22 protein-coding genes and 2 pseudogenes are annotated in these 24,727 nt (G+C 56.1%); 13 read left to right on the top strand and 11 right to left on the bottom strand.

Annotation, left to right across the window (positions count from 1 at the left end; genetic code table 11):
- The 4 genes from thrC (at window position 1) to CD175_RS05955 (ending at window position 4,410) form a co-directional block, all read left to right on the top strand.
- Window positions 1-1,389 carry a threonine synthase gene (gene thrC, locus CD175_RS05970; protein WP_104448106.1) on the top strand — a complete coding sequence of 463 codons (1,389 nt, stop codon included), beginning with the start codon at window positions 1-3 and terminating at the stop codon, window positions 1,387-1,389.
- Entirely contained in the window at window positions 1,386-1,823 is a 438-nt protein-coding gene (locus CD175_RS05965) for an Lrp/AsnC family transcriptional regulator (protein ID WP_104448105.1), read from the top strand. Before thrC ends, CD175_RS05965 begins: the two co-directional genes overlap by 4 nt.
- A gap of 115 nt (window positions 1,824-1,938) precedes the next feature.
- A complete protein-coding gene (locus CD175_RS05960; RefSeq protein ID WP_104448104.1) occupies window positions 1,939-2,979 on the top strand; it encodes a homoserine dehydrogenase in 1,041 nt (346 codons plus the stop codon).
- 12 nt (window positions 2,980-2,991) lie between these two features.
- The gene (locus CD175_RS05955) at window positions 2,992-4,410 is read left to right on the top strand and encodes an aldehyde dehydrogenase family protein (protein ID WP_104448103.1); all 1,419 of its coding nucleotides are present in this window, start codon (window positions 2,992-2,994) and stop codon (window positions 4,408-4,410) included.
- 64 nt (window positions 4,411-4,474) lie between these two features.
- On the opposite strand, the gene CD175_RS05950 is transcribed toward CD175_RS05955, so the two are convergent.
- The gene (locus tag CD175_RS05950) at window positions 4,475-5,353 is read right to left on the bottom strand and encodes a LysR family transcriptional regulator (protein ID WP_104448102.1); all 879 of its coding nucleotides are present in this window, start codon (window positions 5,351-5,353) and stop codon (window positions 4,475-4,477) included.
- Between the two features lie 207 nt (window positions 5,354-5,560).
- On the opposite strand from CD175_RS05950, the gene CD175_RS05945 reads away from it, so the two are divergent.
- The 4 genes and pseudogenes from CD175_RS05945 to CD175_RS31590 form a co-directional block, all read left to right on the top strand.
- Window positions 5,561-5,986, top strand: coding sequence for a VOC family protein (locus CD175_RS05945; protein WP_104448101.1), 426 nt, complete (start codon window positions 5,561-5,563; stop codon window positions 5,984-5,986).
- 113 nt (window positions 5,987-6,099) lie between these two features.
- A complete protein-coding gene (locus CD175_RS05940) occupies window positions 6,100-7,359 on the top strand; it encodes a cation:dicarboxylate symporter family transporter (protein ID WP_104448100.1) in 1,260 nt (419 codons plus the stop codon).
- Window positions 7,360-7,459: 100 nt separating this feature from the next.
- On the top strand, window positions 7,460-7,840 hold the full coding sequence (locus CD175_RS05935; RefSeq protein WP_104448099.1) for a nuclear transport factor 2 family protein: 381 nt from the start codon (window positions 7,460-7,462) through the stop codon (window positions 7,838-7,840).
- 3 nt (window positions 7,841-7,843) lie between these two features.
- Window positions 7,844-8,011 (top strand): annotated as a pseudogene (locus CD175_RS31590) (hypothetical protein); the annotation flags it as partial.
- A 233-nt stretch (window positions 8,012-8,244) separates the two neighbouring features.
- Here CD175_RS31590 and CD175_RS05925 read toward each other — a convergent pair.
- The 6 genes from CD175_RS05925 to CD175_RS05900 form a co-directional block, all read right to left on the bottom strand.
- The gene (locus CD175_RS05925) at window positions 8,245-9,237 is read right to left on the bottom strand and encodes a LacI family DNA-binding transcriptional regulator (RefSeq protein WP_104448098.1); all 993 of its coding nucleotides are present in this window, start codon (window positions 9,235-9,237) and stop codon (window positions 8,245-8,247) included.
- Between the two features lie 91 nt (window positions 9,238-9,328).
- Window positions 9,329-10,831 carry a glycoside hydrolase family 32 protein gene (locus tag CD175_RS05920; RefSeq protein WP_104448097.1) on the bottom strand — a complete coding sequence of 501 codons (1,503 nt, stop codon included), beginning with the start codon at window positions 10,829-10,831 and terminating at the stop codon, window positions 9,329-9,331.
- Window positions 10,828-11,973 carry an ABC transporter ATP-binding protein gene (locus CD175_RS05915; protein ID WP_104448096.1) on the bottom strand — a complete coding sequence of 382 codons (1,146 nt, stop codon included), beginning with the start codon at window positions 11,971-11,973 and terminating at the stop codon, window positions 10,828-10,830. The genes CD175_RS05920 and CD175_RS05915 overlap by 4 nt, the downstream gene beginning before the upstream one ends.
- Before the next feature lie 27 nt (window positions 11,974-12,000).
- A complete protein-coding gene (locus CD175_RS05910) occupies window positions 12,001-12,843 on the bottom strand; it encodes a carbohydrate ABC transporter permease (RefSeq protein ID WP_104448095.1) in 843 nt (280 codons plus the stop codon).
- Entirely contained in the window at window positions 12,840-13,802 is a 963-nt protein-coding gene (locus CD175_RS05905) for a carbohydrate ABC transporter permease (RefSeq protein WP_104448094.1), read from the bottom strand. Before CD175_RS05905 ends, CD175_RS05910 begins: the two co-directional genes overlap by 4 nt.
- Window positions 13,803-13,823: 21 nt before the next feature.
- Entirely contained in the window at window positions 13,824-15,098 is a 1,275-nt protein-coding gene (locus tag CD175_RS05900) for an ABC transporter substrate-binding protein (protein ID WP_104448093.1), read from the bottom strand.
- 167 nt (window positions 15,099-15,265) lie between these two features.
- On the opposite strand from CD175_RS05900, the gene CD175_RS05895 reads away from it, so the two are divergent.
- The 3 genes and pseudogenes from CD175_RS05895 to CD175_RS32045 form a co-directional block, all read left to right on the top strand.
- Window positions 15,266-16,831, top strand: a complete 1,566-nt coding sequence (locus tag CD175_RS05895) for a carbohydrate porin (protein WP_104448092.1) — start codon at window positions 15,266-15,268, stop codon at window positions 16,829-16,831.
- Window positions 16,832-16,984: 153 nt separating this feature from the next.
- Window positions 16,985-17,893 (top strand): carbohydrate kinase family protein, encoded by a 909-nt coding sequence (locus CD175_RS05890; protein ID WP_104448091.1) that lies wholly within the window; start codon window positions 16,985-16,987, stop codon window positions 17,891-17,893.
- Window positions 17,886-18,137: pseudogene (locus CD175_RS32045) on the top strand (ParA family protein); the annotation flags it as partial. The gene CD175_RS05890 and the pseudogene CD175_RS32045, both read left to right, overlap by 8 nt.
- Before the next feature lie 215 nt (window positions 18,138-18,352).
- On the opposite strand, the gene CD175_RS05880 reads toward CD175_RS32045, so the two are convergent.
- The 4 genes from CD175_RS05880 to CD175_RS05865 all read right to left on the bottom strand — a co-directional run bounded on the left by CD175_RS05880 (window position 18,353) and on the right by CD175_RS05865 (window position 22,342).
- Complete coding sequence (locus CD175_RS05880; RefSeq protein WP_104448089.1) at window positions 18,353-19,351, bottom strand: NADP-dependent oxidoreductase; 999 nt, start codon at window positions 19,349-19,351, stop codon at window positions 18,353-18,355.
- Window positions 19,352-19,427: 76 nt separating this feature from the next.
- On the bottom strand, window positions 19,428-20,297 hold the full coding sequence (locus CD175_RS05875; protein ID WP_104448088.1) for an alpha/beta fold hydrolase: 870 nt from the start codon (window positions 20,295-20,297) through the stop codon (window positions 19,428-19,430).
- Between the two features lie 103 nt (window positions 20,298-20,400).
- Window positions 20,401-21,189, bottom strand: a complete 789-nt coding sequence (locus CD175_RS05870) for an SDR family NAD(P)-dependent oxidoreductase (RefSeq protein ID WP_104448087.1) — start codon at window positions 21,187-21,189, stop codon at window positions 20,401-20,403.
- A 52-nt stretch (window positions 21,190-21,241) separates the two neighbouring features.
- Window positions 21,242-22,342 (bottom strand): alkene reductase, encoded by a 1,101-nt coding sequence (locus CD175_RS05865; RefSeq protein WP_104448086.1) that lies wholly within the window; start codon window positions 22,340-22,342, stop codon window positions 21,242-21,244.
- Window positions 22,343-22,508: 166 nt separating this feature from the next.
- On the opposite strand from CD175_RS05865, the gene CD175_RS05860 reads away from it, so the two are divergent.
- Both CD175_RS05860 and CD175_RS05855 read left to right on the top strand, forming a co-directional pair.
- Window positions 22,509-23,117 carry a TetR/AcrR family transcriptional regulator gene (locus CD175_RS05860; protein WP_104448085.1) on the top strand — a complete coding sequence of 203 codons (609 nt, stop codon included), beginning with the start codon at window positions 22,509-22,511 and terminating at the stop codon, window positions 23,115-23,117.
- Between the two features lie 156 nt (window positions 23,118-23,273).
- Window positions 23,274-24,491: a DUF3422 domain-containing protein gene (locus CD175_RS05855; RefSeq protein ID WP_104448084.1), complete on the top strand. Its 1,218-nt coding sequence runs from the start codon at window positions 23,274-23,276 to the stop codon at window positions 24,489-24,491.
- Window positions 24,492-24,727 lie beyond the last annotated feature (236 nt).

Here is a 24,727-nt window from a genome sequence, read left to right as displayed (position 1 = left end):
ATGGATTATGTAAGCACACGCGGCGGTGACATGCGGGCGGATTTTCGCAGTGTGGTTCTGTCGGGGCTCGCCGAAAACGGTGGTCTCTATGTCCCAGCCAGTTTGCCGGTATTCACTGAGAAACAGATTGCCAGCTGGTCGTGGCTGCCGTTCGATGAGTTGGTTTGGCGAGTGATTTCGCCTTTTGTTGGCTCTTCCATAGACGAAAGTACCCTGCGTGGCTTGCTCAGTGACAGCTATCGACAATTCAAGCACCGCGCCATTACGCCGCTTGAGCAGATAGGGCATAACGAGTGGATACTCCAGCTGTTTCATGGCCCGACCCGTTCCTCCAAGGATTTCGCCGCGCAATTGCAGTCGCGCCTGGTCGAGTATTTTCTTAAGGAGGTCGGTAAAGAAGCGTTGGTGGTGGGGGCAACTAACGGTGATACGGGCCTTGCTGCGCTTGAAGCCTTTACTGACTGCCCGTTCGCCCGCATGGCGATACTGTATCCGCGCGATGGTCTTGCGCCTGAGCAACTCAGTGCCTTGCAAGCAGCCGACCCGCAGCGAGTCCAGCTCTTTGCGGTTGACGGTAATTTCGATGATTGCCAGCTGCTGGTCTCCCGACTCTTGCGTGAGTGGCCGTTGGACGCCGTGATGCCGATCTGTTTCAACTCGACCAATTGGATCGGCGTCCTGGCCCAGATCGTTTTTTACTTCCACGCGGCCTTGCAACTGGGCGGTGGCTCGCGTCCCGTTGGCTTTAGCGTTCCAGCGGCCAGCTCGGCCGAGATCTACGCCGGCTACATTGCGCAGAAAATGGGATTACCCATCAATCAGGTGATCATTTCGACCAACAGCAATGATGCCCTGCACCAGTTTTTTCATTGCAATCGCTACTCCACCCGGATGACTGATCGAACAGTATCGCCGGCGATGGACTTCTCGTTGTTTTCCAACCTGGAGCGGTTTATCTGGGAGATTTACGAGCACGATGGCGGCTCGACAAAAGCGCTGATGGAGCATTTTGAACGTTGCGGAGAAATGAGCATCGGCAACCAGCAATGGCTGCGTGCTCGCGTACTCTTCGATTCCTATGCGGTAGACGAATCCCAGGTGCGTGATGAGGTCGTCGAACTGTTCCGCGAGACGGGCTCTGCCATCGATCCTCACACCGCTGTCGGTGTACTGGCTGGCAGGCTTCATCGACGCAGCCTGGGCGCGCCGATGGTCACCTTCGGGCAAATTGCGCCGGCCAAGTCGGCGGCGCTGTTGGCCGAGCTGGGCGTCTGGCAAGCAAGCGTTCCGACTACCGTCGAGGTGCTCGCGCAACCACCGTACCTGGCCAAGGGCGATCTGGACGGGCTGTGCCAGGCGCTTTGTCTGGCGCAGCAGAGGCTTGTATGAAGCGCATTCTGGATCCGTTGGATGAACGCATACTGGCCGAACTGACCGCCAATGCGCGAATAGCCCATATCGAACTGGGTGCCAAGATCAACTTGTCGCGCAATGCGGTGCGCCAGCGCATCGAGCGTCTTGAACGCGACGGTGCGATCCAGGGCTATACGGTACTTCTCGGTGAGTCGCGGCGGCCTGCGTCGCTTATCAGTGCGGTGATCTTCGTCTACCGCTACGACCGCATGCGTGGCGAAGCCGTATTGGCTGCGCTGCGCTCCATTCCCGAAGTCGTGCAATGTGAAGTACTCAGTGGTGAGTTCGATTTAATGCTGCGCGTGAATGCCGCCACACCTGAACGTGTCCATCTTGTGTGGAAAGAAATCGCGGCCATGCCAGGGGTGGAAAACACCGTGACCTCGTTCGTCCTTTCTGCAGTGTTTTAAAGAAAATGAGTTTGGGCAAAATGCCCAATTAATAGAGCAGACTGCCATATTCAACTGCCAAAGCCCGGCTCTTAGGATGTTCCTGTCGAACAACATCAATAAAGGAACAGCTTTCATGACTGAGTACAAAATTGCCTTGGTAGGGTTTGGTGGCGTGAACCGTGGCTTCGCCCAGTTGGTCGCCGATCGTAATGCCCAGTGGAAAGAGTCCCTGGGCTTCACTATTAAAATTGTCGGTGTCACCGATCTATTCCTCGGCTCCATCGTTGCCAAAGACGGTCTGGATGCAAAGCAGTTGGTCGCGCTACCGATCGAGAAAGGCGCTCTCGCTCAACTGCCCGGCGGCAATGCCGAGGCCTTCAACGAAGCCGTGATCAAGCATTCCGGTGCCGACATCATCGCTGAGGCCACCTTCACCAATCCGGTGGATGGCGAGCCCGCCACGACCTTTTGCCGCTGGGCCCTGGAAAGTGGCATTCATGTAGTGACCACCAATAAGGGCCCAATTGCGCTGCACGGTGCCGAACTCAAGGCGTTGGCTCGTCGCAACCAGGTCGCTTTCGAGTATGAGGGGGCGGTGATGAGTGGCACGCCCGTGATTCGTCTGGCCAAGCAGGCCTTGGCGGGTGCCAACGTACAAGGCTTCGAAGGCATCCTGAACGGCACTTCCAACTATGTGCTCAGCCAAATGAAAGACGGCCTGGCGTTCAACGATGCCGTCGTACAAGCGCAACAACTCGGTTACGCCGAGGCAGATCCAACCGCCGATGTGGAAGGGTTTGACGTACGCCTCAAGGTGGTCATCCTGGCCAACGAACTTCTCAATGCACGACTGAATGTCAGTGATGTAGCCTGTTCAGGCATCAGCAATATCAGCGCGCAAGATATCGCTCAGGCAAGTGCCAATGGGGAGAGCTGGAAACTGATTGGCTCAGCCGATCGTGAAGCCGATGGTTCGGTTCGAGCGAGTGTTGAGGCCCGGCTGCTGCCGAATTCGCATCCCCTGGCGGGTATTGCCGGCGCCACGAATGCAGTGTCGTTCAATACCGAGTTGCTGGGAGCTGTCACGGTGTCCGGGCCTGGAGCAGGGCGTATCGAGACGGCCTTCGCATTGCTGTCGGACATCGTCGCCATCCACACCGCCCACGGCAAATAACAGGAGATAGTCATGAGCGTATCCAGCATGGCCAGTATCCAGCTTGTTGAAGCCAAACAGATTGATGTGTTCAGTCCATTCGATGGTCGCTTGGTAGGGAGTGTCCCTTGCCTTGATGCAGCCGCCGTTCCTGGCTTGCTGGAACGCGCGCGAATCGGCGTTCGCGAAAGTGCGGCAATGCCTCGTCACCTGCGTGCACGCATTCTTGAGGATGCCGCCCGGTGTGTGGAGCTTGAGTCTGATGCATTCGCCAGGTTGATCGTTGCAGAGGCGGGAAAAACGCTGCGACAGGCAGAGAAGGAAGTGAAGCGTTGCGTGAACACGTTGAAGTTATCGGCGGAGGAGGCGCGTCGTAACGCCGGGGAAGTGATTCCATTCGGGGCTTATGAAGGATCGGAATCGCGTCAAGGTTGGTTCACGCGGGAACCCTTGGGACTTATCGTCGCAATCACGCCCTATAACGATCCGCTGAATCTGGTCGCCCATAAACTCGGCCCGGCAATCGCCGGTGGCAATGCCGTGATTTTGAAACCCTCGGAGCTCGCGCCGCTGTCTGCTCTCAAGCTCGTCGAGTGTTTGGTGAAAGCGGGTCTTCCACCCTCTGTGATTACCCCGGCTACGGGTGGCGTCGACTTGGGTAAAGCATTGGTGGAGATTCGCGAAGTTCGGATGATTTCCTTCACGGGTGGTTTTGCAACAGGAGAGGCCATCGCTCGTAGTGCCGGGTTGAAGAAGCTGGCAATGGATCTCGGAGGAAATGCGCCGGTTCTCGTGCTTGAAGATTGTGATATCGAACCGACCGTGGAGTCCTGTGTGTCTGGTGCCTTTTGGGCAGCAGGGCAGAATTGCATCGGCACTCAACGCATCCTTATTCATAGCTCTATTTATGCGGACTTCCGTGAGCGTTTTGTCAGCCAAACGCGCGCCTTGGTCGTGGGTGATCCTCACCAGCGAGCAACGGATGTAGGCCCGATGATTACCGAGCAAGCGGCGCGTCGTACCGAGCAATTGGTAAATGAAGCGCTGGCCGAGGGGGCGGTTCTGCTGTGTGGGCACCATCGCCAGGTGGGAAGCTATGCGCCGACCGTACTTGAGCACGTGAGCCATGGCAGTACGATTTGGCAGCAGGAAGTCTTCGCGCCGGTGGTTATCCTGGAGCCTTTTGACCATTTGGAAGACGCCATTGCTCTGGCCAACGCAACAGAGTACAGCTTGCACGCAGGTCTTTTCACACGTGACCTTTCCAAGGCTTTGAAACTGGCGCGTCAGATTGAAGCGGGTGGCGTGATGATCAACGACTCTTCCGATTATCGTTTCGATGCCATGCCTTTCGGTGGTTTCAAGTACGGAAGTCTGGGTCGCGAAGGTGTTCGATTTGCGTATGAAGACATGACGCAGCCTAAAGTGGTGTGCATCAGCGAATTGGATTAGACCTGCGAAGTACATTGTCATCGACTGATAAGGGCCTGAGAGGGCCCTTTTTGTTGCCCGGATTTCATTCGGAGCCGATCTTGACTTGTTCGCTTATAAGCTGGGCAAGTATCCGCACGGGTTCGGTAAATGTCTGCGCAGATCTATGTACGAGTCCGATATCACGGTGGAAGGTGTGCTGTCCGAGGTCGAGCGCTCGCACCCCCGCTGGCCATTCCTCGCGTGGTGCTGTCTGCGGCACCAACGCAACACCTACACCATTTCCGACCAGCTTGATGATGGCCTCCAGTTCATCCAGCTCGCACACCTCACGCAAAGTGAAATGCATCTGCCGCAGGAAACGATCTACCTGCCTGCCCCCGAAGGATGATCTGTCGTACCGAATGAAAGGATGGCTGGAAAGTAGTTTCGACCAGTCTTCTCCAGGTACGTCGCGAGGAACGATCAGGCGATAGGGCTCAAGCGCCAATGTCGTCCAACGCAGATCACTCTGAAGGGAGAAGGGCGGGCGAATTATTGCTGCCATGTCGATCTCGCCGGCATCCACGAGGTTGACCAGTTCCATGGACAGACCTGGGATTACTCGTGTCCGGCATTGCGGGCATTGTTGGTGAAACTTGGCTAACGCGTCTGGCAAATAAGAGCGCTGTACGGAAGCGATAGCGCCGATATTCACCAGGATGCTGGCAGGAAGTCCGACTGTGGTGGAGCCCAGACTGTCGTAGAGCCTAAGCAGCTCTTGCGCTTGCAGGAGTATCTGGTGGCCCATTCTATTGAGATGGGCGGAGCGGCCTTTTCTGTCGAAAATCTCGAAGCCGAGCTCGGCCTCCAGACGCTGAATCTGAGCACTGACCGCTGCCTGGGTGAGACCGATTTTGTTCCCGGCAGCGGCAAAGGTGCCTTCCCGTGCTACGGCAATGAGAGTCTTGAGTTCTTTGATCATTAACAAATATTAATTGTGTTTCTAAGAAATATATATTGATTTTTCTGGTTTGTTTTCCGCCCTACGATGTTTCCATCCCCCGGCAACGGCTGAACCCGGCAGGTCGATGTCGGTGGGACGTCTGAGCTTGAAGCATCGTGCACTGCCAGCATCAGTACTCATGCGCTGCTCAGTTGTTCACCAACAAAAATTATTTTTGGAGTTCTGATGAGCCTTTCGCCTTTCCACCTCGCAATCCCCGTTTACAACCTGGCTTCGGCACGCACCTTTTACGGTGAGGTCTTTGGCCTGGAAGAGGGGCGTTCCAGCACCCAGTGGGTCGACTTCAACTTTTATGGCCACCAACTGGTGATTCACGAGCATCCAAAAACCGATTCCCAAGAGAGTGTTCACAGCAACCCGGTCGACGGGCACGACGTTCCCGTTCCGCACTTCGGCATCATTTTGGGCTGGGAAGAATGGGAGGCGTTGGCTGAGCGCCTGAAGTCGTTTGGCACTGAGTTTGTAATAGAACCCTACATTCGTTTCAAAGGGCAAGTCGGCGAGCAAGCGACCATGTTCCTGTTTGATCCATGCGGGAACGCCCTCGAATTCAAAGCCTTCAAGGATATGGGCCAGCTCTTCGCCAAGTAACGAAAGTAATGGCACAACAGCGTTGTGCCATTTGATCTCAAGTGAGCTGGAAGCTCGTGACTCTAGCAACTGCCAATAAACGCAGACCTTTCATTCCAACAAGAAGGCTAGACATGAAACGTATTCCCTTGGTGTGGCAAATCGTTGCCGGGCTGTTGCTTGGCGTGCTCGTCGGTTGGTATTTCAATACCCATCCGCAGTATCAATCGTGGGTTAGCGCAGAGATTCTGAAACCGCTTGGCGATATTTTCATCAAGATGATGAAGATGGTGGTTGTGCCGATCGTGTTTTGTTGCATGATCCTGGGCATCGCAGGAGGCGGAGATAACAAGTCATTTGGTCGTATGGGTGTAAAGTCGCTGGGCTATTTCTTTGCGATCACGGGCTTGGCGATTGTGATGGGACTATGTTTCGCAAACATCCTCGAGCCTGGCACTGGCACCGATATTTCAGGCATTACACATAGTTCTGCGTCCATCACAATGGAGCCCTCGAAGGGCGCCCTGGTGATTGTGCAGAACATCGTCCCAGATAACGTATTCGTGGCAATGTCGGAAGCGAAGCTGCTTTCGGTGTTGTTCTTCGCCGTGTTGTTTGGCATGGCATTGAACTCGCTCCCCAGAGAAAAAAGCGCGCCCGTAGTTGCGGTGGTTCAGGGTATTTCTGATGCAATGTTCAAAGTCGTCTCAATCGTCATGGCTTACGCGCCAATAGGCGTATTTGGGATGATCGGCGCTACCGTAGCCACCTTTGGCTTTGCCTCGCTATTGCCCTTGCTCAAACTGATTGGTGTGGTCTACCTGGCACTGATTATCTTTGCGTTGGTGGTACTCGGCGGTATTTGCTATCTGATCGGCGAGAACATTTTCAAGCTGATCAAGTATTTCCGAAATGAGCTGATCCTTGCGTTCTCGAGTGCCGCATCGGCTGCGGTTATGCCGCAGTTGATGAGCAAGCTGGAAAGCTATGGCGTTCCGCGCCGAATCGTCAGTTTTGTGGTGCCGGTGGGTTACGCATTCAATCTGGATGGTGCGTCGATTTTCCTGGGCGTTGCGACTATTTTTGTCGCTCAACTCTATGGGATCGAACTGTCACTGTCCCAACAGATTCTCCTCGTCGTCACCATGGTACTGACCTCTAAAGGCGCTGCTGGTGTGCCTGGGTTTGCCATCATCATTCTCTCCGCGACATTGGCATCCGCAGGCCTACCGTTGGAAGGGGTGGCACTGATCGCGGGGATTTTCAGGATTATCGATAGCGGCACAACCACGCTTAACGTACTGGGCAATGCCATCGCACCGTTGGTTATCGCCAAGTGGGAAAAGGCTGCCCTTGAGCCTTCAAAAGTCGAGCGAGTTTCGCAGAAAGCATAGAAACCAACAGGAGCCATCAGCCCTCAAAAGGCAATGGCTCCTCTCCTTTGCCAGTGAATCAGATGCGTTTGACCTAATGAATCAATCACGGAGTTTAAGCATGAGTGGTATCACATACGTCCAAGAGTACAACGCTGTTGTTGAGGTGCTGAACAAATACTCTGAAGGAGGAGTGAAGGCGAAAAGCGAAATCATGAAGCCAGCCTTCAGTGATAAAGCGACGATGTTCGCTGTAGATAGTGGAAAACTGGTAGGCGGAGGCATTGAGGGGCTTTTTGAAGCGATCGATACCCAATTTAAGCCATCTCCCGACGCCCGATCGGCTGTCGTCAGCATCGACATTGTCGGCACGACAGCCAGCGCCAGAGTTGACACCGACAATCTCTCGGGTTTCCGCTTCACTGATTTTTTCCACCTGCTCAAGGTCGAAGGGGAGTGGACGATTGTGAGCAAGATTTATTACTCACACCGAAATACGTGATCGGGAACCCGAAAGCGCTCACCCAGGGCTTGGTCGGTAAAGGGCTGCCAAAGTCCTTACTCCGGCGAAGTCGTCGAAACCAAAGGCGGCAATCACAAAGCGCTGAAGGAATGGAAAGCAGAACACGGCTCCGAGCACGCTCATCGCTCGCTTAACCGAGTTAGCATATGAGGAAACCGTCGACCCCATATCACAGATATCAAGACTGGCTCTTAGCTGCGCCTTGATTAGTTCGATTCCGCGAGTGCACATAGAACTGTACGTAGTGCGTCGAAAGTCAGAGTAAAAGCGCAAGGGTAGGCTTGGAGTGCGGGAATGCAGCACGCTTTGGGCCATAAGTGGTCGGTGACAGGCGAGTGGCAAACGAAAGCCAGTGGGTGAGCTATCACCAAATTAACCAATCCTTATAGTGATGCCCTGACCACCAATGGACAATCAACTGGCTGGGTTCCCGATACCTCAATGGTCTCGATCAGGTGCTGGGCAGCCTTACGACCGATCTCGTAGTACGGCAGTTGCACCGTCGTCAACGGCGGGATGAACAGCTCAGCGATACCGATCATATTGTCGTAGCCGAGCACGGCGACATCGTCGGGGATTTTCAGACCTCGGCCCAACAACAGCTGATAGGCACAAAACGCAATGCGGTCGTTGCCACAGATCAGAATGTCGAACTGGGGACGACCATCAATGATATGCCGGTCGAGGATGCCTGCGGTTTCACCATAGGCATCATGATCGGAAAGGTTGTATTGCAGGAGCGCGTCAGGCGCCAGTCCGAATGCCTGACAGGCACGCTGCAGGCCTTTTTGCCGCAGGCCCCAGGCCAGACTCTGTTTTGGCAGATTGATGCACAGAGGGCGCCGATAGCCCTGGCTCAACGCATGATGTACCGCTCGATACTGCCCCGTTTCGTCGTCTGGCACATAACTCACCAAGCGACTGTCATCTGCCAGGCAATTAGCGAGTACCAGGGGTTTGCTCTTCAAGCGCTCGGGAATGTTCACGTGGCGAAACCCCATGGCGCTGAAGATCAACCCGTCGGGACGGTGCGATAGCATCAGGTCGATATTCTGGTCGGTGGGCGGGTTGCTTAGCAGGTTGAGGATAAATACATTCCAGCCTGCTTGCTGCGCGGTCTGTTCGATGGACAGCAGCAACTCGACCGCGAACGGTGTGGTCGCGGTGTCCAGCGCGAACACACCGATGGTTCGGCTCTGGAGGTTGTCGCCGCGCATCTTGCGCGCCGACAGGCTCGGTACGAATTGCAGTTCATCAATGGCGCGACGCACCCGCAGAAGGGTTTCGGGACTCAGTTTTTCCGGATTATTGAGCGCTCGAGAAACCGTCATCAGGGACACGCCGGCCAGCTGTGCAACATCTTTCACTGAAGTCATGCGAGGCGAGGCCGGTCAGGTTGACGCAGAATCATGACACATGGCCTGCGCTTCTCGCGACTCCAATGACGTTGCTCATAGCCATCCGCCCTCACAGCCATCCAGAGCCGAGAGGCCATGCCTTGGGAATCGAGACTCGCCCGCCACTCCCACTTGCAAGGAGCTTCACACCCAGACTGCCGGGCTGTGGGTAGAGGCGACTGCTGAGGCTGAAGCGCCCGTTCTCGTCGAACACCTCGATGGACGAGCGATCGAGAAAAACACGCAGGTTCAGTCGCTCTTGTGTCGGGTCTATCGCCACGCTGCGTTGACCTGTGACTTGCGCACCCGAGCGGCTGCGGTCAAGCACAAGCCGCTGCAGTGACGCATCGTAGTAGAGCAGCGTTTCTTCCTGGCCATCGACGCTGCAGCGCAAGGCGATTCCCAAGTGGCCGTCGGTACAGCCGAGCACATCCAGATGCACATGGATTTCGAGCATGTCGCCATACACTTCCGGCACCCACCGGGTTCCCGACTCCTCCCACCACGGCGTACTCGGCAATAGAGTCATGCGCAGAGCGGTGAGCTCTCGTGCCGGATACACTCGGAGGCGATCTGCGCACAGTTCAAGTTCGCGTGGCAATCCGAGCATGCCGCACCAGTGATGGGCCTGGCTCGGCATCGGGCTTTCCCACATGTCGAGCCACGCCCACACAAGGCGCCGACCATCGGCAGCCAATAGCGTCTGCGCTGCATAGAAGTCGTGGCCATTGTCCAACTCGATAAAAGGCCCGCCGGTGAAGTTCCACTCGTTGTCGAGTCGGCCCACTCGGTAACCAGTCTGGTACTTGTTGAGCCGTTCGTAACCTTGGGATGACATACCTTGGGGGGAGTACAACAGCACATCGCATCCGTTCAGTCGAAACAGATCCGGGCACTCCCACATATAGCCATCACCCTCCCTGCCACCGGATACATAGTTAAGGAACTCCCAGACGCGCAGATCCGTGGAACGGTACAGCGGGAGCAGCGGCAGATCGCCCAGACGTGCGCCGGCAATGAGGTACCAATAGTCATCCTCCTGCCATACCTTGGGGTCACGAAAGTGCATGATCGCGTCTTGCGGCGCGGTCTCGATGACGGCGCCGTGCTTGACGAATCGGATGCCATCGATGCTGGTGGCCAGGCACTGGACTTGACGGATCGAGCGTTCGTCTCCCACGTCCCCCAGCCAGGTGTGGCCGGTGTAGATCAGTGCCAAGGTATCTCCACACACCACTGCGCTACCGGAAAAACATCCGTCACGGTCGAAGTCATCGCCGGGTGCCAGCGCAATGGGCAGGTGCTGCCAATGAACCAGATCGGCACTCTTGGCGTGGCCCCAATACATCGGGCCCCATTTCGCGTCGAAGGGGTAATGCTGATAGAACACGTGATATTCGCCACGAAAGTACACTACCCCGTTAGGATCGTTCATCCAGCCTGCCGGGGGGGCAATATGATAACCGGGTCGATAGTCGTGGATGACGCGAGTCAGACCATCACTCAGCGCATGCTGCGCAAGGTCAAGGGCGGAAGACATTGGGTCGTTCATAGGATTCAAATACACAGTCATAGGGCGCTTGCTCGTGCCGAACGCAGAGAGACGCCATCCGGAAGGGTTTCAATGGCTTTTGGGTGGCGCCTCAAGGCCGTGCCCTCGGCGTCGAACAGGTGCAGGTTGTCAATGTCCAGCTGTAGTTCGACCCGATCGCCCACCCGCCATCCGGCGTTGACCTCACAGCGACAGATCAGTGGGTCGTCCTGACCTGTCTCGAGGTGCACATACGTTTCGCTCCCCAGGTATTCGACCCCGGTCACGACGACGCCGGCAGTTCCCTGCGCCGCTTTGAGAGACACGTGTTCCGGGCGAATCCCCAGGCTCAGCGGGGCCTCCGCCGCCAGGTGCGAGCTGTCGAAGGGCAGGGAGGTCATACCCAAAACGGGAGTATCGACCAGGCTGGTTTCGGCTGGGGCGTGCAGGCGCGCCGTCAGAAAGTTCATTCTGGGCGAACCGAGAAAACCGGCGACAAAGCGGCTCGTTGGGCGCTCATAGAGTTCGCGCGGTGAGCCGACCTGCTCTACGCGACCGCCATTGAGCACAACAATTTTGTCGGCCAGGGTCATCGCTTCCACTTGATCGTGAGTGACGTAGATCATGGTCGAGCCTAGTCGATCATGCAGCCGGGCGATTTCGTTGCGCATCTGCACCCGCAAGGATGCATCCAGATTGGAGAGTGGCTCATCGAACAACAAAATGTCCGGCTCACGCGCCATGGCTCTGCCCATTGCCACACGCTGGCGCTGCCCTCCAGACAGTTCTTTTGGCTTGCGTTGCAGCAGTTTGTCCAACTGAAGGATTTGCGCTGTTTTCAGCACGCGCTCACGCAGGCTGGTCTTTTCCGTCTTGGCCAGTTTGAGGCCAAAACTGATGTTGTCGTAGACGCTCATGTGCGGGTACAGCGCATAAGACTGAAACACCATGCCGACGCCACGCTCGCGCGGCTCCACGTCGTTGACCCGACGCCCGTCGATCAGCAGGTCGCCGCCGCAGATCGAATCCAGTCCGGCGATCAGTCGTAGCAGGGTCGACTTTCCGCAGCCCGAAGGGCCGACGAACACCACGAATTCACCCGCTGCGATTTCCAGGCTGACGTCGCGAAGAATCCGCGCGCCGCCCAATTGTTTGTTCACGTTGTCCAGTTTCAATTTGATCACGATGCTGTTCCTTGTCTTTGTTGGGCATCAACCCTTTAACGCGCCGGCGGTGAGACCGGAAACGATTCGGCGCTGGAAGATCAGCACCAGAATCACCAGTGGGACGGTGACCAGCACTGATGCGGCCATCAACAACCCCCAAGGCAACTCATGTGGGCTGCCGCCGGAAATCAAGGCGATGGCGACCGGCACCGTGCGTTGTGTGTCGGTGAGGGTGAAGGTCAGGGCAAACAGGAATTCGTTCCAGGCGGCGATGAAAGCCAATAAGCCAGTGGTGACCAGTGCGGGCCAGAGCAGCGGCAACAACACGCGGGTCAGCGTGACCCATGGGGACGCGCCATCCATGATTGCCGCTTCTTCCAGTTCATGGGGCAATTGGCCCATAAACGTGGTCAGCACCCAGACGGTGAAGGGCAGGGTGAAAATCGTGTAGCTCAAGATCAACGCCAAGGACGTGTTGTACAGACCCAGGGCGCGGATCACTTCGAACAGCCCCGACAGTACAGCGACTTGGGGAAACATCGACACGCCGAGAACCATCATCAATACCGTGCCACGTCCACGGAATTTCACCCTGCCCAAGGCATAGGCGGCGGTCAGGCTGAGGAATAGCGCCAGCGTCACCACGCAAAGCGCAACCACCAGCGAGTTACCGATAGCCCGCAGGAATGAGGCTTGGTGGAGTACCGCCGCGTAATTGGAGAAGTCGGGGTTTTCGATCCAGTAGCTCACCTCGAACAAGGCACTGGACGGCTTTAGCGAAGTCACGATGGCGTAGTAGAAAGGGAAGACCGCATACAGCAGCAACACCCCGATCAGACACCAGAATCCGAGGCGCCACAGCGCTTTTTTCAGTAGGCGCTGGTTCATGACCGAACCTCCAGTTGACGGCGTCCGAGGTAGAGATAAAGCATGGCGATGACCGCAACCACCAGAAACAGCAGCGTCGAGGCCGCGCTGCCATAGCCAACGTCCTGGAACTCCACCAGGTGCTGACGGGCATAGACCGACATGCTCATGGTGCTCGAAGAGTTCGAGGTCAGCACATAGATGACGTCGAAAACCCGCAGGGAGTCGAGGATGCGGAAGATCGCCGCTACCAGTAGTGCGGGCATCAGCAGGGGAAGCGTGACACGCCAGAACACCTTCAGCGGATGAATGCCATCGACCCTGGCGGCTTCGTAGCAATCGCTCGGCAACATCTGCAAAGCCGCCAGCATCAGCAGCGTGACAAAAGGGACGGTCTTCCAGACGTCGACGATGATCACCGCCCACATCGACAGATCCGCATCTGCCGTCCAGGCCAGGGGCGCGTCAATCAGGCCGAGACTCAGCATCATGTGATTGATGATGCCGAACTGGTCGTTGAGCATCCATGACCAGATCTTCGCCGAGACAATGGTGGGAATCGCCCAGGGAATCAGAATCAACGCGCGCACCAGAGAACGGCCGGTGAACTTGATGTTCAGCAGCAACGCCACCAGCAGCCCCAATACGACTTCCAGGCCCACTGACACCACGGTGAAATGCAAGGTGTTGCGCACCGCGTTCCACCATTGCGGATCGACCAGGATGCCCGACCAGCTGGAGCCGTTGTGGAACAGATAATTGCTCAAGCCGACGAAGGATCCGCCACTGGTATCCGACAGGCTGGCGTCGGTCAGGCTGAACCAGAATGTGCGCAGCAGCGGCCAGGCCGCCACCAGGGCCAGACACAGCAACATCGGCGTCAGAAACAGCCAGGCGGCGCGTACCCGGCGACGTTGTACGGGCGTTTCCCTGGTGAGCAGGAACTCGTCACAGGGATCATGGGTAGTAGAGACAGACATGGTGATTTCCTTCCTTGTGGCTTACCAGTTCCGGCGTTTGATGCGCGTGAGTTCGCTTTCCAGTTCGGCCAGCGCCTGATCGACAGGCAACTCGCCCGCCAGCACGCCATGCACTCGATCGAAGAACGCATTGGAGACGCGTGGATAGCGATCGGCGGTTATTGAGGCGGGGCGCATCACCCCATCGTTGAGAATGCTGTGCAACTGAGCGTAATAAGGCATTGCCGCGAGCAGTTCGGGATCCTGATACAGCGACTCGATCACCGGGTTATAGGCGGCAGCCAGAGCACGATGTTTTTGCTGTTGGGCACTGGTCAGGTAGCTCACCAGTTCTGCGGCAAGTTTTGGATGGGCGCTGTATCGCGACACCGCCAGGCCCCACCCACCGAGGGTGGAGGCATGGGTACCGGTCTTGCCGCCACGGGGCAGGGGAGCGACCCCGACCTTGTCTTTTACGGCACTGTCCTGGCTTTGTACCAAGGCCCAGACATAAGGCCAGTTACGCATGAACAGCGCATTTCCCGACTGGAATACGCCACGACCTTCTTCCTCGGTGTAGTTGAGTACGCCACGCGGGGAGATGTCACCTACCCAGCTTTTCGCCAGGCTCAAAGCCGTTCTTGAGGCTTGACTGTTGACCACGATGTCGCCTCGTGGGTTGATCATTGCGCCTTCCGGTTGGCTGCTGATCCATTCCAGCGCATTACACGTCAGACCCTCGTAGGCGCGCCCCTGAAAGATGTAACCCCACGCATTGGGGTTCCCGGCATTGCGCTCAGCCTGTTGAATATTCCTGGCGGTAGCAGTCATCTCCTCCCAGGTCTGGGGAACCTGCTGGTTGTACTTCTCGAGCAAGTCCTTGCGGTAATACAGCAGGCCCGAGTCGGTGAACCACGGCATCGTCACCAGCCGTCCGTTCACCGTGGCGTTATCCACCTGTGCCTGGAAGTAGCCTTGGGTCGCGTTGGCGGGAAGCACCTCGCGCAGATCCATCAGATGTTTTGCCAGCATCCCTGGCCACACCATATCGATTTGAATAATGTCGATGTCGGCGGACTGCGCACTGAGGATTTGTTGGTAGAACGACAAACGCTCGGTCGCCGAGTTAGGCGTGGAAACCACCTCGACGTTGTTGCCGGTCTGTTTCGACCACGCCTCGACAGCCTCCTTGCAGAGCTGCAACTCCGCACCCACCGCACCACACGAGATCGTTAAATCGGCTGCGCTCGAGAGGCATGGAAATCCGGCACAGAGGGTGAGTAGTGCGGCTGGAAGGAGAGATTTTAGCTGTTTCATAAAGCCCTCTTTATTTTTGTTTTTAGAAAAGTTAACGTTAACATCGCCAAATGTAGCAGCGAATTTGCGATGAGGCATCCTTTTTTTCGTCGATTGCGACAATTCACAACTCACGAAAAATGGCCGGTCGCGGGAACAAACAATAAAAACAAAACAGGGAAATCCACATGCAGAAAGCACCAGGCTGGCTACTCGCAGGCGTGCTCGGCACATCGGCGGCAACCTCTCAGGCCGCTACTCTGGAAGAACGCATGGCCGCGTTTGAAGCCCGTACCAGCGCAGCGGAAAGGCGTGCGGCCGCAGCCGAACAGCAAACCCAAGCACTTGCCAGGGAGTTGCAGCAGATCAAACTCGCCACTGCTCCCTTGCAGCCCGCCGCGTCTACTGCGGCAGTAATTTCAGCGCCCGCTTTGGATACCCGACTGGCAAAACTCGAGGCCCGTCAGCAAAGCCTGGAGAAAGAGGCCAGTACCGGACACCTCACTGATGGGTTCAGCTTCAACGGCTACGCCCGCTCCGGATTGCTGATCAACGATCGGCTGGGTGGTGGTCGTGGCGGCCCTTATGAAACTCCTGCCGGTTCAGTCGGTGGTGCAGTCGGGCGACTCGGTAACGAAGACGACACCTACATGCGTATAGACCTGTCGAAAGAAATCTATGCGCAAAACGGCACCCGCTCCAAATTCACGGTCTCCATCGCCGATGGTGTGGAAAGTTCCAATGACTGGACGGCTGACGAAAGCAAACTGAACGTGCGCCAGGTATTCACAGCGCTTGACCATGTCGCTGCGTTCAAGGGCAATTCAGTGTTCGAGAACGCCACCCTGTGGGCAGGCAAGCGATTCGATAGAGATAATTTCGATATCCACTGGCTGGACTCGGACGTTGTCTATCTGGCCGGCACCGGGGGTGGAATCTACGATATGCAGATGAACAAGAATTGGCGTTCGAACTACTCTTTGATCGGGCGTAACTACGGGGATTTCAGTCAAGGCGATCTTAGTGCCGATGTGGAAAGCTACATCCTGACCTCCAACCAGTTCTTCGAGGATGGTCAGTGGCAGTGGATGTTCAATGCCATCGGCGCAAAGAAAAACGATTTCGCTACCCGCACCAATGCAGCGGGTTTGACGCCTGCGGATTCCGGCTTGCACAGCATGCTGGCCAATCACCAGAAAAACTTTTTCGGCAGGGAAGGCTTCTTCAAAACGGCGCTGCTCTATGGGCAAGGTCTGGGCGCTGAGGTCAAGAACATCGGCTCAGATGGCGAACTGATTGATGATGCCCGCGCTCTGCGTCTGGCACTTTACGGTGAGACACCCCTTGCGTCTGACTGGCGTATCGGCCCCAGCTTGCTGGCCGAACAGAGCAAGGATAGATACGTCAAGGGTGACGACTACCGCTGGCTGACCCTGAACGTGCGCTTGGCCAATAAAATCAACAGCAATTTCGAGATGGCCTACGAAATAAGCTGGCAAACCATGAACCTCGACCCGAAGGACTATCTACAACGTAATGCGGTCGACGGTAACTTCTGGAAATTCACTGTCGCCCCGACATTCAAACCTGAGGTTGGAGATCTTCTTACACGTCCCGAATTGCGAGTGTTCGCAAGCTTCATGAACTGGTCTTCGGATCTGGACAGATTCAGTACCACAGACTCCTTTGGCATGACGGACTTCAAAGCCGGAGGTGTATGGCAATACGGTATACAAATGGAAACCTGGTTTTAATGTTTGAACGCGTGCGGCCAACATCTGCTTTGAGGTTGGCTATGAGAACTTCAACAGACCCTGCCTTTCATCAAAGCGCATTGAGTAAGTGATTACCGGTCGAATCTGATCAACCAGCAGTTATCCCTACGACAAAAAATTGAGGAAATGACGATGGTATTGCCTCGCGCAGTAGTATTTGGCGAAGCCCTGACCGACCTTGTCCAAGGGACTCCTGGACAGTGGAAGGGCTACCCGGGTGGTGCTCCCTGGAACGTTGCACGAGCGCTAAGTCGCTTGGGTGTCAGCAGCGCTTTTGCTGGGTCGGTGAGCATGGATTCACTGGGTGACGAGATAGTTTCGCAGTCGCAAGCGGCAGCATTGGATATGAGGTTTATCCAACGGGTAGACCGAGATCCTTTGGTCGCCATCGTTCCATCGAGCCGTCCTCCAAGATACTTTTTTGCTGGAGATGCCGATCTGTTTTTTGATCCGGATCTGATGCCCGAAGGATGGATCAATCAAGCAGAGCTGTGTCATTTCAGCTGCATCAGTTTGGCTCGACAGCCACTCGCAGACAGGCTGGTTAAAATTGCTCAGCAGGCCAAAGAAGCCGGTAAACGGATTAGCTATGATCCGAACTGGCGCAATTTAATGGATAGCCATTATCGGGAGCAGACCTTCCCTACGATGACCACCCTTGCTGACATGATCAAGCTTTCCGACGAAGACCTTCGGCAAATTTATCCAGGGCTGACAGAGCGCCAGGCAATGGATGAGCTTCGCGCTCTTAATCCTCAGGCGCAGATCCTTTTTACCCGAGGGGAACACGGGATGATCCTACACACCCCGAATAGCCAACTCGATCAGCCGGCTATTGCCGTGAAGGTGGAAGACACGGTTGGAGCAGGAGACGCTTGTATGGCTGGTTGGCTGGCTGCGGATTTGCTGGGGATCGCAGACTTGAGAGAACGCCTGCGATTTTCAGCAGCTTGCGCATCCATATCGTGCCGCCATGCCGGAGCCCATGCTCCTGCGCTAGCTGATGTAGAAGGTTTACTGAAGCAGCTAATACATACCTGACCGTGGTTGCCGGCGCTGCAAGCCGGGAGCCAAATTCAAGATAAATAAACTGCGCCGGCTGCTCGACGAAGTGGCACCAGACTCCGACCGGTGGTGCATCGATACGCCTGCGGCAATGAATTTCTATGCGTTCAGTGCAATGATCGCGGCGGATGCGGTTTTGATTCTATTCGATTGCGATATCTTGGCTCGCCATGCTCTTAACCAGGTGCGGACACAAGTGGCAGATCTCAAGACCTACCAGAACAAGTCGCTAGTCGACGAAGGGATTGTCATCAATCACTATTCGAGCGTCACTGGCTTCCACCAAAAACTGGTCGAGGAGCTTATCGCGGAAGGGCTGCCGGTGCTTCGTCTCTTTGCGGATAGACAGCAATCGACCCAATATAGCCGATCACGTGTCTACGAAATCAGGGGCGATTCACGTCCCGAGTTCCAGTTATCGAGTGTCAGTTGTAGTCATATGAGCTTGATGACCACCTTGCCTTTGGCTCTGCCCCGTTCGACATGGCTCAATGCCTCAGCCGTTGACTCGAAAGGGAAAGCTCGGTCGATCACAGGCGTGATAACTCCGGACTCGACAAGCGCAGCGATTTTCTCCAATTGAGCACCGCTCGCACGCATGAACACGAACGCATATCTGACGTCCTTTTTGCGGGCTTTTCTGCGTATGCCGCTGCTTAACAGACGCATTACCCAACCCAGTCCCCAGAACAGCTTTTGTTCTTTTGCGAACTCTGCCGTTGGTGGCCCAGAGATGGAGATAAGCTGGCCACCAGGCTTGAGAATGCTGAGTGATTTTTCCAGCTCTACAGGGCCGAGGCTGTTCAACACGGCATCGTAGTCGCGCAAGACGTTTTCGAAATTTTGCTGTTTGTAGTCGATGACGACGTCGGCTCCTAACGCCTTGACCCAATCCACGTTACTTGTGCTGGTCGTCGTGGCAACGAACGCCCCCAGATGCTTTGCAAGCTGGATGGCAATTGTGCCGACACCACCTGAACCCGCGTGAATAAAGACTTTTTGCCCCTGTTTCAACCGGGCTGTTTCAACCAGCACCTGCCAGGCGGTCAACGCAACCAAGGGAAGAGAAGCAGCTTGCTCCATAGTGAGATTTTTGGGTTTGAGCGCGAGGGCACTTTGCTCCACCGCAATCAGCTCGGCGAAGGTGCCAATGCGCGATTCAGGTGGGCGTGCATAGACTTCGTCACCCGGCTTGAAGTGGTGTACGCCCGACCCCACGCGAACCACAACGCCAGCCAGGTCATTACCCATAATCAACGGGAATGAGTACGGCAGGATCAGCTTGAATTCACCTTTGGCAATCTTCGAATCCAGGACATTGACGCTACTGGCATGCACTTTAACCAGGACGTCGTTGATTCCAGGTTCAGGTTCCGCTACCTCGCCAATACGTCCATGACGCTTGCCGTAACGGTCGATCAAGAAAGCTTTCATGATTCAGTTCTCATGGTTTCAATGGGATGGCAGCATGCGCAACCCAGCGTGCTGCTTTAAGGTGAGTCGAAGGTGCTCAGCCATTCAAGAATGCCGTCGCTCTCGTCACGAAATCAGCGTGATATTGGAAGATCCCGCCATGACCCGCATCCTGGTAAATGATCAGTTGTGAATTTGGAATACGGTTTGCCAACGCCGCAGAGTTCACAGTGGGAACCATGATGTCGTTATCACCGTTTACGACCAGCGTGGGTATCTGGATACGGCCGAGATCCTGTGGCGGTTGCCGGCCCCAGGCGTGAATCGCCTTCAGTTGCCGCATGAAGGCGCCAGGCGCTGGTTTTTTGTCTCGGTCTTTATCACGCTCCTTCAGGCGAACTAAAAAATCCCTGGCAGCTTTTCGCCCATTGGCCGTAGCGGTGAAGAACAGGTAAAACTTTGGGTCGCGCAATGTCAGGAGCCCCTTGAGCATCAACGGCCACGATACTGACCACACCTTGTCGATACCTTGGCCGCCCGCCGGCCCGGTGCCGGTCAGAATGAGTTTGCGCACCAGCTCTGGGGCTCGCAACGCAATGTCCTGTGCGACGAACCCACCCAATGAAAAACCCAGCAGGTCGACTTTTTCGAATCCCAGGGCGCGGATCATGGCGATGGTATCGTTCGCCATCTCGCTGACGGTCAAAGGGGCGTTTCCACCAGAGGCGCCGATTCCCCGATAGTCAGTGGCAATGATTCGCCGGGTGCGGGCAAGTCCATCGACGATGCGTGGGTCGAAGTTATCCAGGACTGCGCCCCAATGATTCAACAGAACGAGCGGCAACCCGTCTCTCGGCCCCAAGTCCCGGTAGGCAAATACTGTTCCTTCGACAGTTACGCGCTGGTTCGCGGCGCAGACGAACTGCGCTGGCAATCCAAGGTCACGATTTATGGCTTCAACGATCATGTGCACACCGTGCCCTGATGAGGGGTGGATGAGTGAGTGCAAGAAAATCTGCAGCAAGCGCCTTTACATCCAGGAATGCGTATCAGCGCTTGCAGCGTGACAATCACGCCTGCGCTTGATAACGCTCGGCTACTACAGACTGGCGAATCTCTGAAAGCAAACCTTGGCGGGCAGCCTGCAGAGCATCCCAACGGGCAGCGTCTTGTAACGGCGGAATGGTCACCGGCTCGCGACGATCAAAACCGACCAGTGCAGCATCGACCAGCTCGTCCACGCCCATCACTTCGCTCAGGGTATTGATATCGATGCCCGCACGTTCCCAGATTTCCGTGCGGGTGGCCGCTGGGAGAACAGCTTGCACGTAGACGCCTTTTGGCGAGAGCTCAAGGCTCAGACCCTGCGATAGAAACAGGACAAACGCCTTGGTCGCGCCGTATACGCTCATCCCGAACTCCGGTGCCAGTCCCACGACCGAGCCAATGTTGATAATCGCGCCATTACCGGCTTGTGCCAGGCGTGGAGCGATTGCGCTGGCGAGTCGCACCAGTGCGGTGGTGTTGAGCGCGACCAGGTTGGCAACGCTGTCTGTGGATTGCTCTACGAAGTTGCCGGATTGGGCGGCTCCGGCATTATTCACAAGGATGCCGATATTGGCGTCATCACGCAGGCGGGCTTCGACAGTCGTCAAATCACTGGTTTGAGTCAGGTCAGCCTGGATGACGTCAATGGAGACGTCATATTTATCACGCAGCCGGGAGGAAAGTGCGTCCAACCGGCTTTTGTCGCGGGCAACCAACACCAGGTTGTGCCCGCGTTGGGCGAAGCGCTCGGCGTAAGTGGCGCCAATGCCCGTCGAGGCGCCGGTGATGAGTACGGTTTCAGGGAGGCTCATAATTGGATGCTCTTGAATGGTTGTCGATATGCGATTGAGTTTTTACGACTGTTCAGCCCTGCGCGGAGCTGGACTCGGCAAGCGTCGGATAGTCGATGTAGCCCGCTGCACCGCCGCCATACAGCGTCGTTGGATCAAATGCGGATAAAGGCGCATCAGCCATGAGTCGCTCTGCCAAATCAGGGTTGCCAACAAACGGACGCCCGAAAGCAATGAGATCGGCTTTGTCTTCTTTCAGTGCCGAGGTAGCCAGATTCAGGTCGTAGCCATTGTTGGCGATGTAGGTGTTTTTGAAGCGTCGGCGCAGGGAGCCAAAATCGAAAGGGGCGACGTCGCGCGGCCCACCCGTGGCACCTTCAACCACATGCAGGTAAACCAGGCCCAAGACATCGAGCTGATCGACCACGTAGTCAAATTGCTGCTGCGGATCACTGCTTGAAACGCCGTTGGCAGGTGACACTGGGGAAATACGAACGCCCGTTCGATCAGCACCGATCTCGTCCACCACTGCAGCACTGACTTCGAGCAGCAAGCGAGCACGATTTTCAATCGAGCCACCATAGGCATCAGTGCGAATGTTGGAGCCGTCCTTGAGGAACTGATCCAGCAAATAGCCGTTTGCGCCGTGGATCTCTACGCCATCGAACCCCGCAGCGATGGCGTTTTTCGCCGCTTGGCGAAAATCATTGACGATCCCGGGAATCTCGCTGAGATCAAGCGCTCGCGGCTCTGAAACGTCCACGAAGCTATTATTGACGAACACCTTGGTCGCGGGACGGAGGGCGGAAGGTGCTACCGGAGCGGCACCGTTCTCCTGAAGGTCAACGTGCGATACGCGTCCGACATGCCACAACTGCAGGAAAATTCGTCCGCCTTTTGCGTGGACTGCATCGGTGACCTTGCGCCAGCCATCGATCTGCGCCTGCGTGTAAATACCGGGCGTATCCTGATAGCCCTGTCCCTGCTGCGAGATCTGCGAGGCTTCGGAGATCAACAGGCCTGTAGAGGCTCTCTGGCTGTAATAGGTTGCAGCGAATTCGCTCGGGACGAGGCCTTCTCCGGCACGGTTACGCGTCAGCGGAGCCATCACGATTCTGTTGGAAAGTGTCAGCGAACCGAGCGTGTACGGCTCAAACAACGTCTTATCGTTCATTTCGTTTCCATACTCGTTGATTAGTGGAGGCGACATGCGCCGTGCCAGGGAATATTCGCGTTGGCGCTTTTATGATGTCGATCGTACTCAATACTGTCAACGCTTTTGATTATGATCGACATCAGAGTATGATGGGGCATTGCTTTGAGATGCAGAGGCGCAGGAAATGAAGATCACCAAGGCACAATCACTCGCCAATAGAGCTCACATCGTTGAGACGGCTTCAGAGCTGTTTCGCGAGCGTGGCTACGATGGCGTGGGGGTGGCTGAACTCATGGCCGCAGCCGGGTTTACGCAAGGCGGTTTCTACAAGCACTTCGGCTCCAAGGCTGATTTGATGGCTGAAGCGGCAGCGAACAGTCTTTCGCATTCGCTGACCAGTTCCGAAGGTCTCGAAGTTGCTGAGTTCATCGATTTGTATGTGTCGAGGGATCACCGAGACGGCAGGGGCAGCGGTTGCACCATGGCGGCCCTTTGTGGAGACGCTGCGCGTCAATCAGATGAGTTGAAAGCCACCTTTGCCAGCGGGGTAGAAAGCACGCTGGCAGCGCTCGAAGAAAAGTACAAAGCGAGGCAAGACGCACCGCAGGATGGGGTGCGGGCAAAAATGATCGACATGCTGGCGCATGCAATCGGTGCGGTTATGTTGTCGCGCGCCTGCCCGGATGATTCTTCTCTGGCTGATGAAATACTGAAGGTTTGCCACGCTGAAATAATTGCGTCATTGCCGTTGTCGCCAGTCAGCCAGGGCGCTGATCGCGGATTCGAGGGCTGATTCAAGGGTATTGGTTTGTCACCTGGCCGTGACTCATGAGTTCGCCAAACTGTCCCACCAACAACAGCGGTCGATAATGCCCGGAAAGATTCGGCACCTGGCTCGGGTGGGCATTCATCGCAAGCGGCAAAAACAACTCCAACATGGCCATACAACATGCACCCGTTACGACAAAGCCTGCACAACGAACTACACGCGCGCCCGTCACTGTATTTCGATGAGCCGGCCCATGTGTTTCATCTGGCTTTCCTCGGCAGCGATCAGGCGTGCAATGCATTCCTTGAACAATGCTGCCTTGGCACCCTCGACCTGAATGCCGCCCAAGGCATTACCCAACTCGATGGCCATGCACTGAAATGGGAGCGCCATGCCGAGTTTTTCACCCTGACACTGGTGGTCACTTCATCCTCTGACGACTTGTCCTGGACAACGCTGCCCGAGGTGCTGGCGTCAAAGGTCGAAGTGCATTTGCCGGCCCTGATCAACTCGGTGCAGATTGTCGTGCGTGGTGAAACCGGCCTGGATCTGTCCCGGTACGGCTTCAAGGATCCGAGCGGTTCGTGCGTGGGCGGTGGCGATGCCATGGTCTGGAGCGATTTTCGCCTGAGCGAGGAGGGCAACAACCACATGTTGTTCGTCAACCGGCGCCTGAATGCCTACCGCCAGGGCCGGATGATACGCCGCCTGCTGGAAATCGAGACCTACAGGATGATGGCCTCGTTATCCTTGACCATGGCCAAGGACTTGAGCGCGCAGCTCGATGTTTTCGACAAGACCCTGGTCACCCTGTCCGAACGCAACGCCGACCCGCACGGCAGCAATGCGAAAGCGCTGCTTGCGGATATTTCCAACCTCTCTGCGCAAGTGGTGAGCAGCGCTGCGAAAACCCGGCACCGCTTCAGTGCCACGCAAGCCTATGCGCAATTGGTGTTCGAACGCTTGGGTGAGCTGCGCGAAAGTCACGTAGGTGATTGCCAGCGCCTGGGCGTATTTATCGAGCGCCGCTTCAAGCCTACCGTCAGATACTGCACCGCCACCGAACAGCGCCTGGAGCACCTGGCCGAAAGCGTGGCCAACCTGGGCGATCTGTTACAAGCACGGGTTCAGGTAGAGATGGAGGAACAGAACTCGGAAATCCTGAAAAGCCTGAATGCTCGCGCCGATGCCCAGATCAAGATCCAGCGCGCAGTGGAGGGGTTGTCGATTATTGCCATTACCTACTACCTGCTCAGTTTGCTCAAGCTGGGTTACTCAGGGGTGCACCTGCTTGGCGTTGAGGTGGCCCCGCGAGAGGCCATGCTGGTCATGGCGCCGCTCGCGATCGGTATTCTTGCGTTGATCGTGCTGCGTATCAGGAAAGTCAAAGAGCATTGAGGTGGTGGCCTGCAATGTCCATGAAGCGTTGGGCTTCTCGTTGCCAGCAAATCTGAGGCGATCGGTGCCTCTGTGCGGCCAATATCTTGATGGCCTACATTGCCGCGCATGTTGGCGCTGATTGAAAACTGACCCACCCTGCCGATTGAAAATTGACCCAGGGCGGATTGCTGATTTTTGCCCCAGCAATTGTGGATAAGCTTAGCAGCAGTGTCCTGGTTGAAGACGCATCGGGC

This window comes from Pseudomonas laurylsulfatiphila, assembly GCF_002934665.1.
Taxonomy (GTDB): Bacteria; Pseudomonadota; Gammaproteobacteria; order Pseudomonadales; family Pseudomonadaceae; genus Aquipseudomonas; species Aquipseudomonas laurylsulfatiphila.
This window is presented reverse-complemented; position numbering and strand designations above follow the sequence as displayed.

What these genes read in the sequence shown, in the direction of transcription:
- CD175_RS05865 (WP_104448086.1), bottom strand. Translation starts at nt 22,342, where the DNA reads ATGAACGATAAGACGTTGTTTGAGCCGTACACGCTCGGTTCGCTGACA.
- CD175_RS05955 (WP_104448103.1), top strand. Translation starts at nt 2,992, where the DNA reads ATGAGCGTATCCAGCATGGCCAGTATCCAGCTTGTTGAAGCCAAACAG.
- CD175_RS05880 (WP_104448089.1), bottom strand. Translation starts at nt 19,351, where the DNA reads ATGAAAGCTTTCTTGATCGACCGTTACGGCAAGCGTCATGGACGTATT.
- CD175_RS05935 (WP_104448099.1), top strand. Translation starts at nt 7,460, where the DNA reads ATGAGTGGTATCACATACGTCCAAGAGTACAACGCTGTTGTTGAGGTG.
- CD175_RS05870 (WP_104448087.1), bottom strand. Translation starts at nt 21,189, where the DNA reads ATGAGCCTCCCTGAAACCGTACTCATCACCGGCGCCTCGACGGGCATT.
- CD175_RS05905 (WP_104448094.1), bottom strand. Translation starts at nt 13,802, where the DNA reads ATGTCTGTCTCTACTACCCATGATCCCTGTGACGAGTTCCTGCTCACC.
- CD175_RS05910 (WP_104448095.1), bottom strand. Translation starts at nt 12,843, where the DNA reads ATGAACCAGCGCCTACTGAAAAAAGCGCTGTGGCGCCTCGGATTCTGG.
- CD175_RS05950 (WP_104448102.1), bottom strand. Translation starts at nt 5,353, where the DNA reads ATGATCAAAGAACTCAAGACTCTCATTGCCGTAGCACGGGAAGGCACC.
- CD175_RS05860 (WP_104448085.1), top strand. Translation starts at nt 22,509, where the DNA reads ATGAAGATCACCAAGGCACAATCACTCGCCAATAGAGCTCACATCGTT.
- thrC (WP_104448106.1), top strand. Translation starts at nt 1, where the DNA reads ATGGATTATGTAAGCACACGCGGCGGTGACATGCGGGCGGATTTTCGC.
- CD175_RS05875 (WP_104448088.1), bottom strand. Translation starts at nt 20,297, where the DNA reads ATGATCGTTGAAGCCATAAATCGTGACCTTGGATTGCCAGCGCAGTTC.
- CD175_RS05900 (WP_104448093.1), bottom strand. Translation starts at nt 15,098, where the DNA reads ATGAAACAGCTAAAATCTCTCCTTCCAGCCGCACTACTCACCCTCTGT.
- CD175_RS05960 (WP_104448104.1), top strand. Translation starts at nt 1,939, where the DNA reads ATGACTGAGTACAAAATTGCCTTGGTAGGGTTTGGTGGCGTGAACCGT.
- CD175_RS05940 (WP_104448100.1), top strand. Translation starts at nt 6,100, where the DNA reads ATGAAACGTATTCCCTTGGTGTGGCAAATCGTTGCCGGGCTGTTGCTT.
- CD175_RS05890 (WP_104448091.1), top strand. Translation starts at nt 16,985, where the DNA reads ATGGTATTGCCTCGCGCAGTAGTATTTGGCGAAGCCCTGACCGACCTT.
- CD175_RS05920 (WP_104448097.1), bottom strand. Translation starts at nt 10,831, where the DNA reads ATGACTGTGTATTTGAATCCTATGAACGACCCAATGTCTTCCGCCCTT.
- CD175_RS05945 (WP_104448101.1), top strand. Translation starts at nt 5,561, where the DNA reads ATGAGCCTTTCGCCTTTCCACCTCGCAATCCCCGTTTACAACCTGGCT.
- CD175_RS05855 (WP_104448084.1), top strand. Translation starts at nt 23,274, where the DNA reads ATGCACCCGTTACGACAAAGCCTGCACAACGAACTACACGCGCGCCCG.
- CD175_RS05895 (WP_104448092.1), top strand. Translation starts at nt 15,266, where the DNA reads ATGCAGAAAGCACCAGGCTGGCTACTCGCAGGCGTGCTCGGCACATCG.
- CD175_RS05965 (WP_104448105.1), top strand. Translation starts at nt 1,386, where the DNA reads ATGAAGCGCATTCTGGATCCGTTGGATGAACGCATACTGGCCGAACTG.
- CD175_RS05925 (WP_104448098.1), bottom strand. Translation starts at nt 9,237, where the DNA reads ATGACTTCAGTGAAAGATGTTGCACAGCTGGCCGGCGTGTCCCTGATG.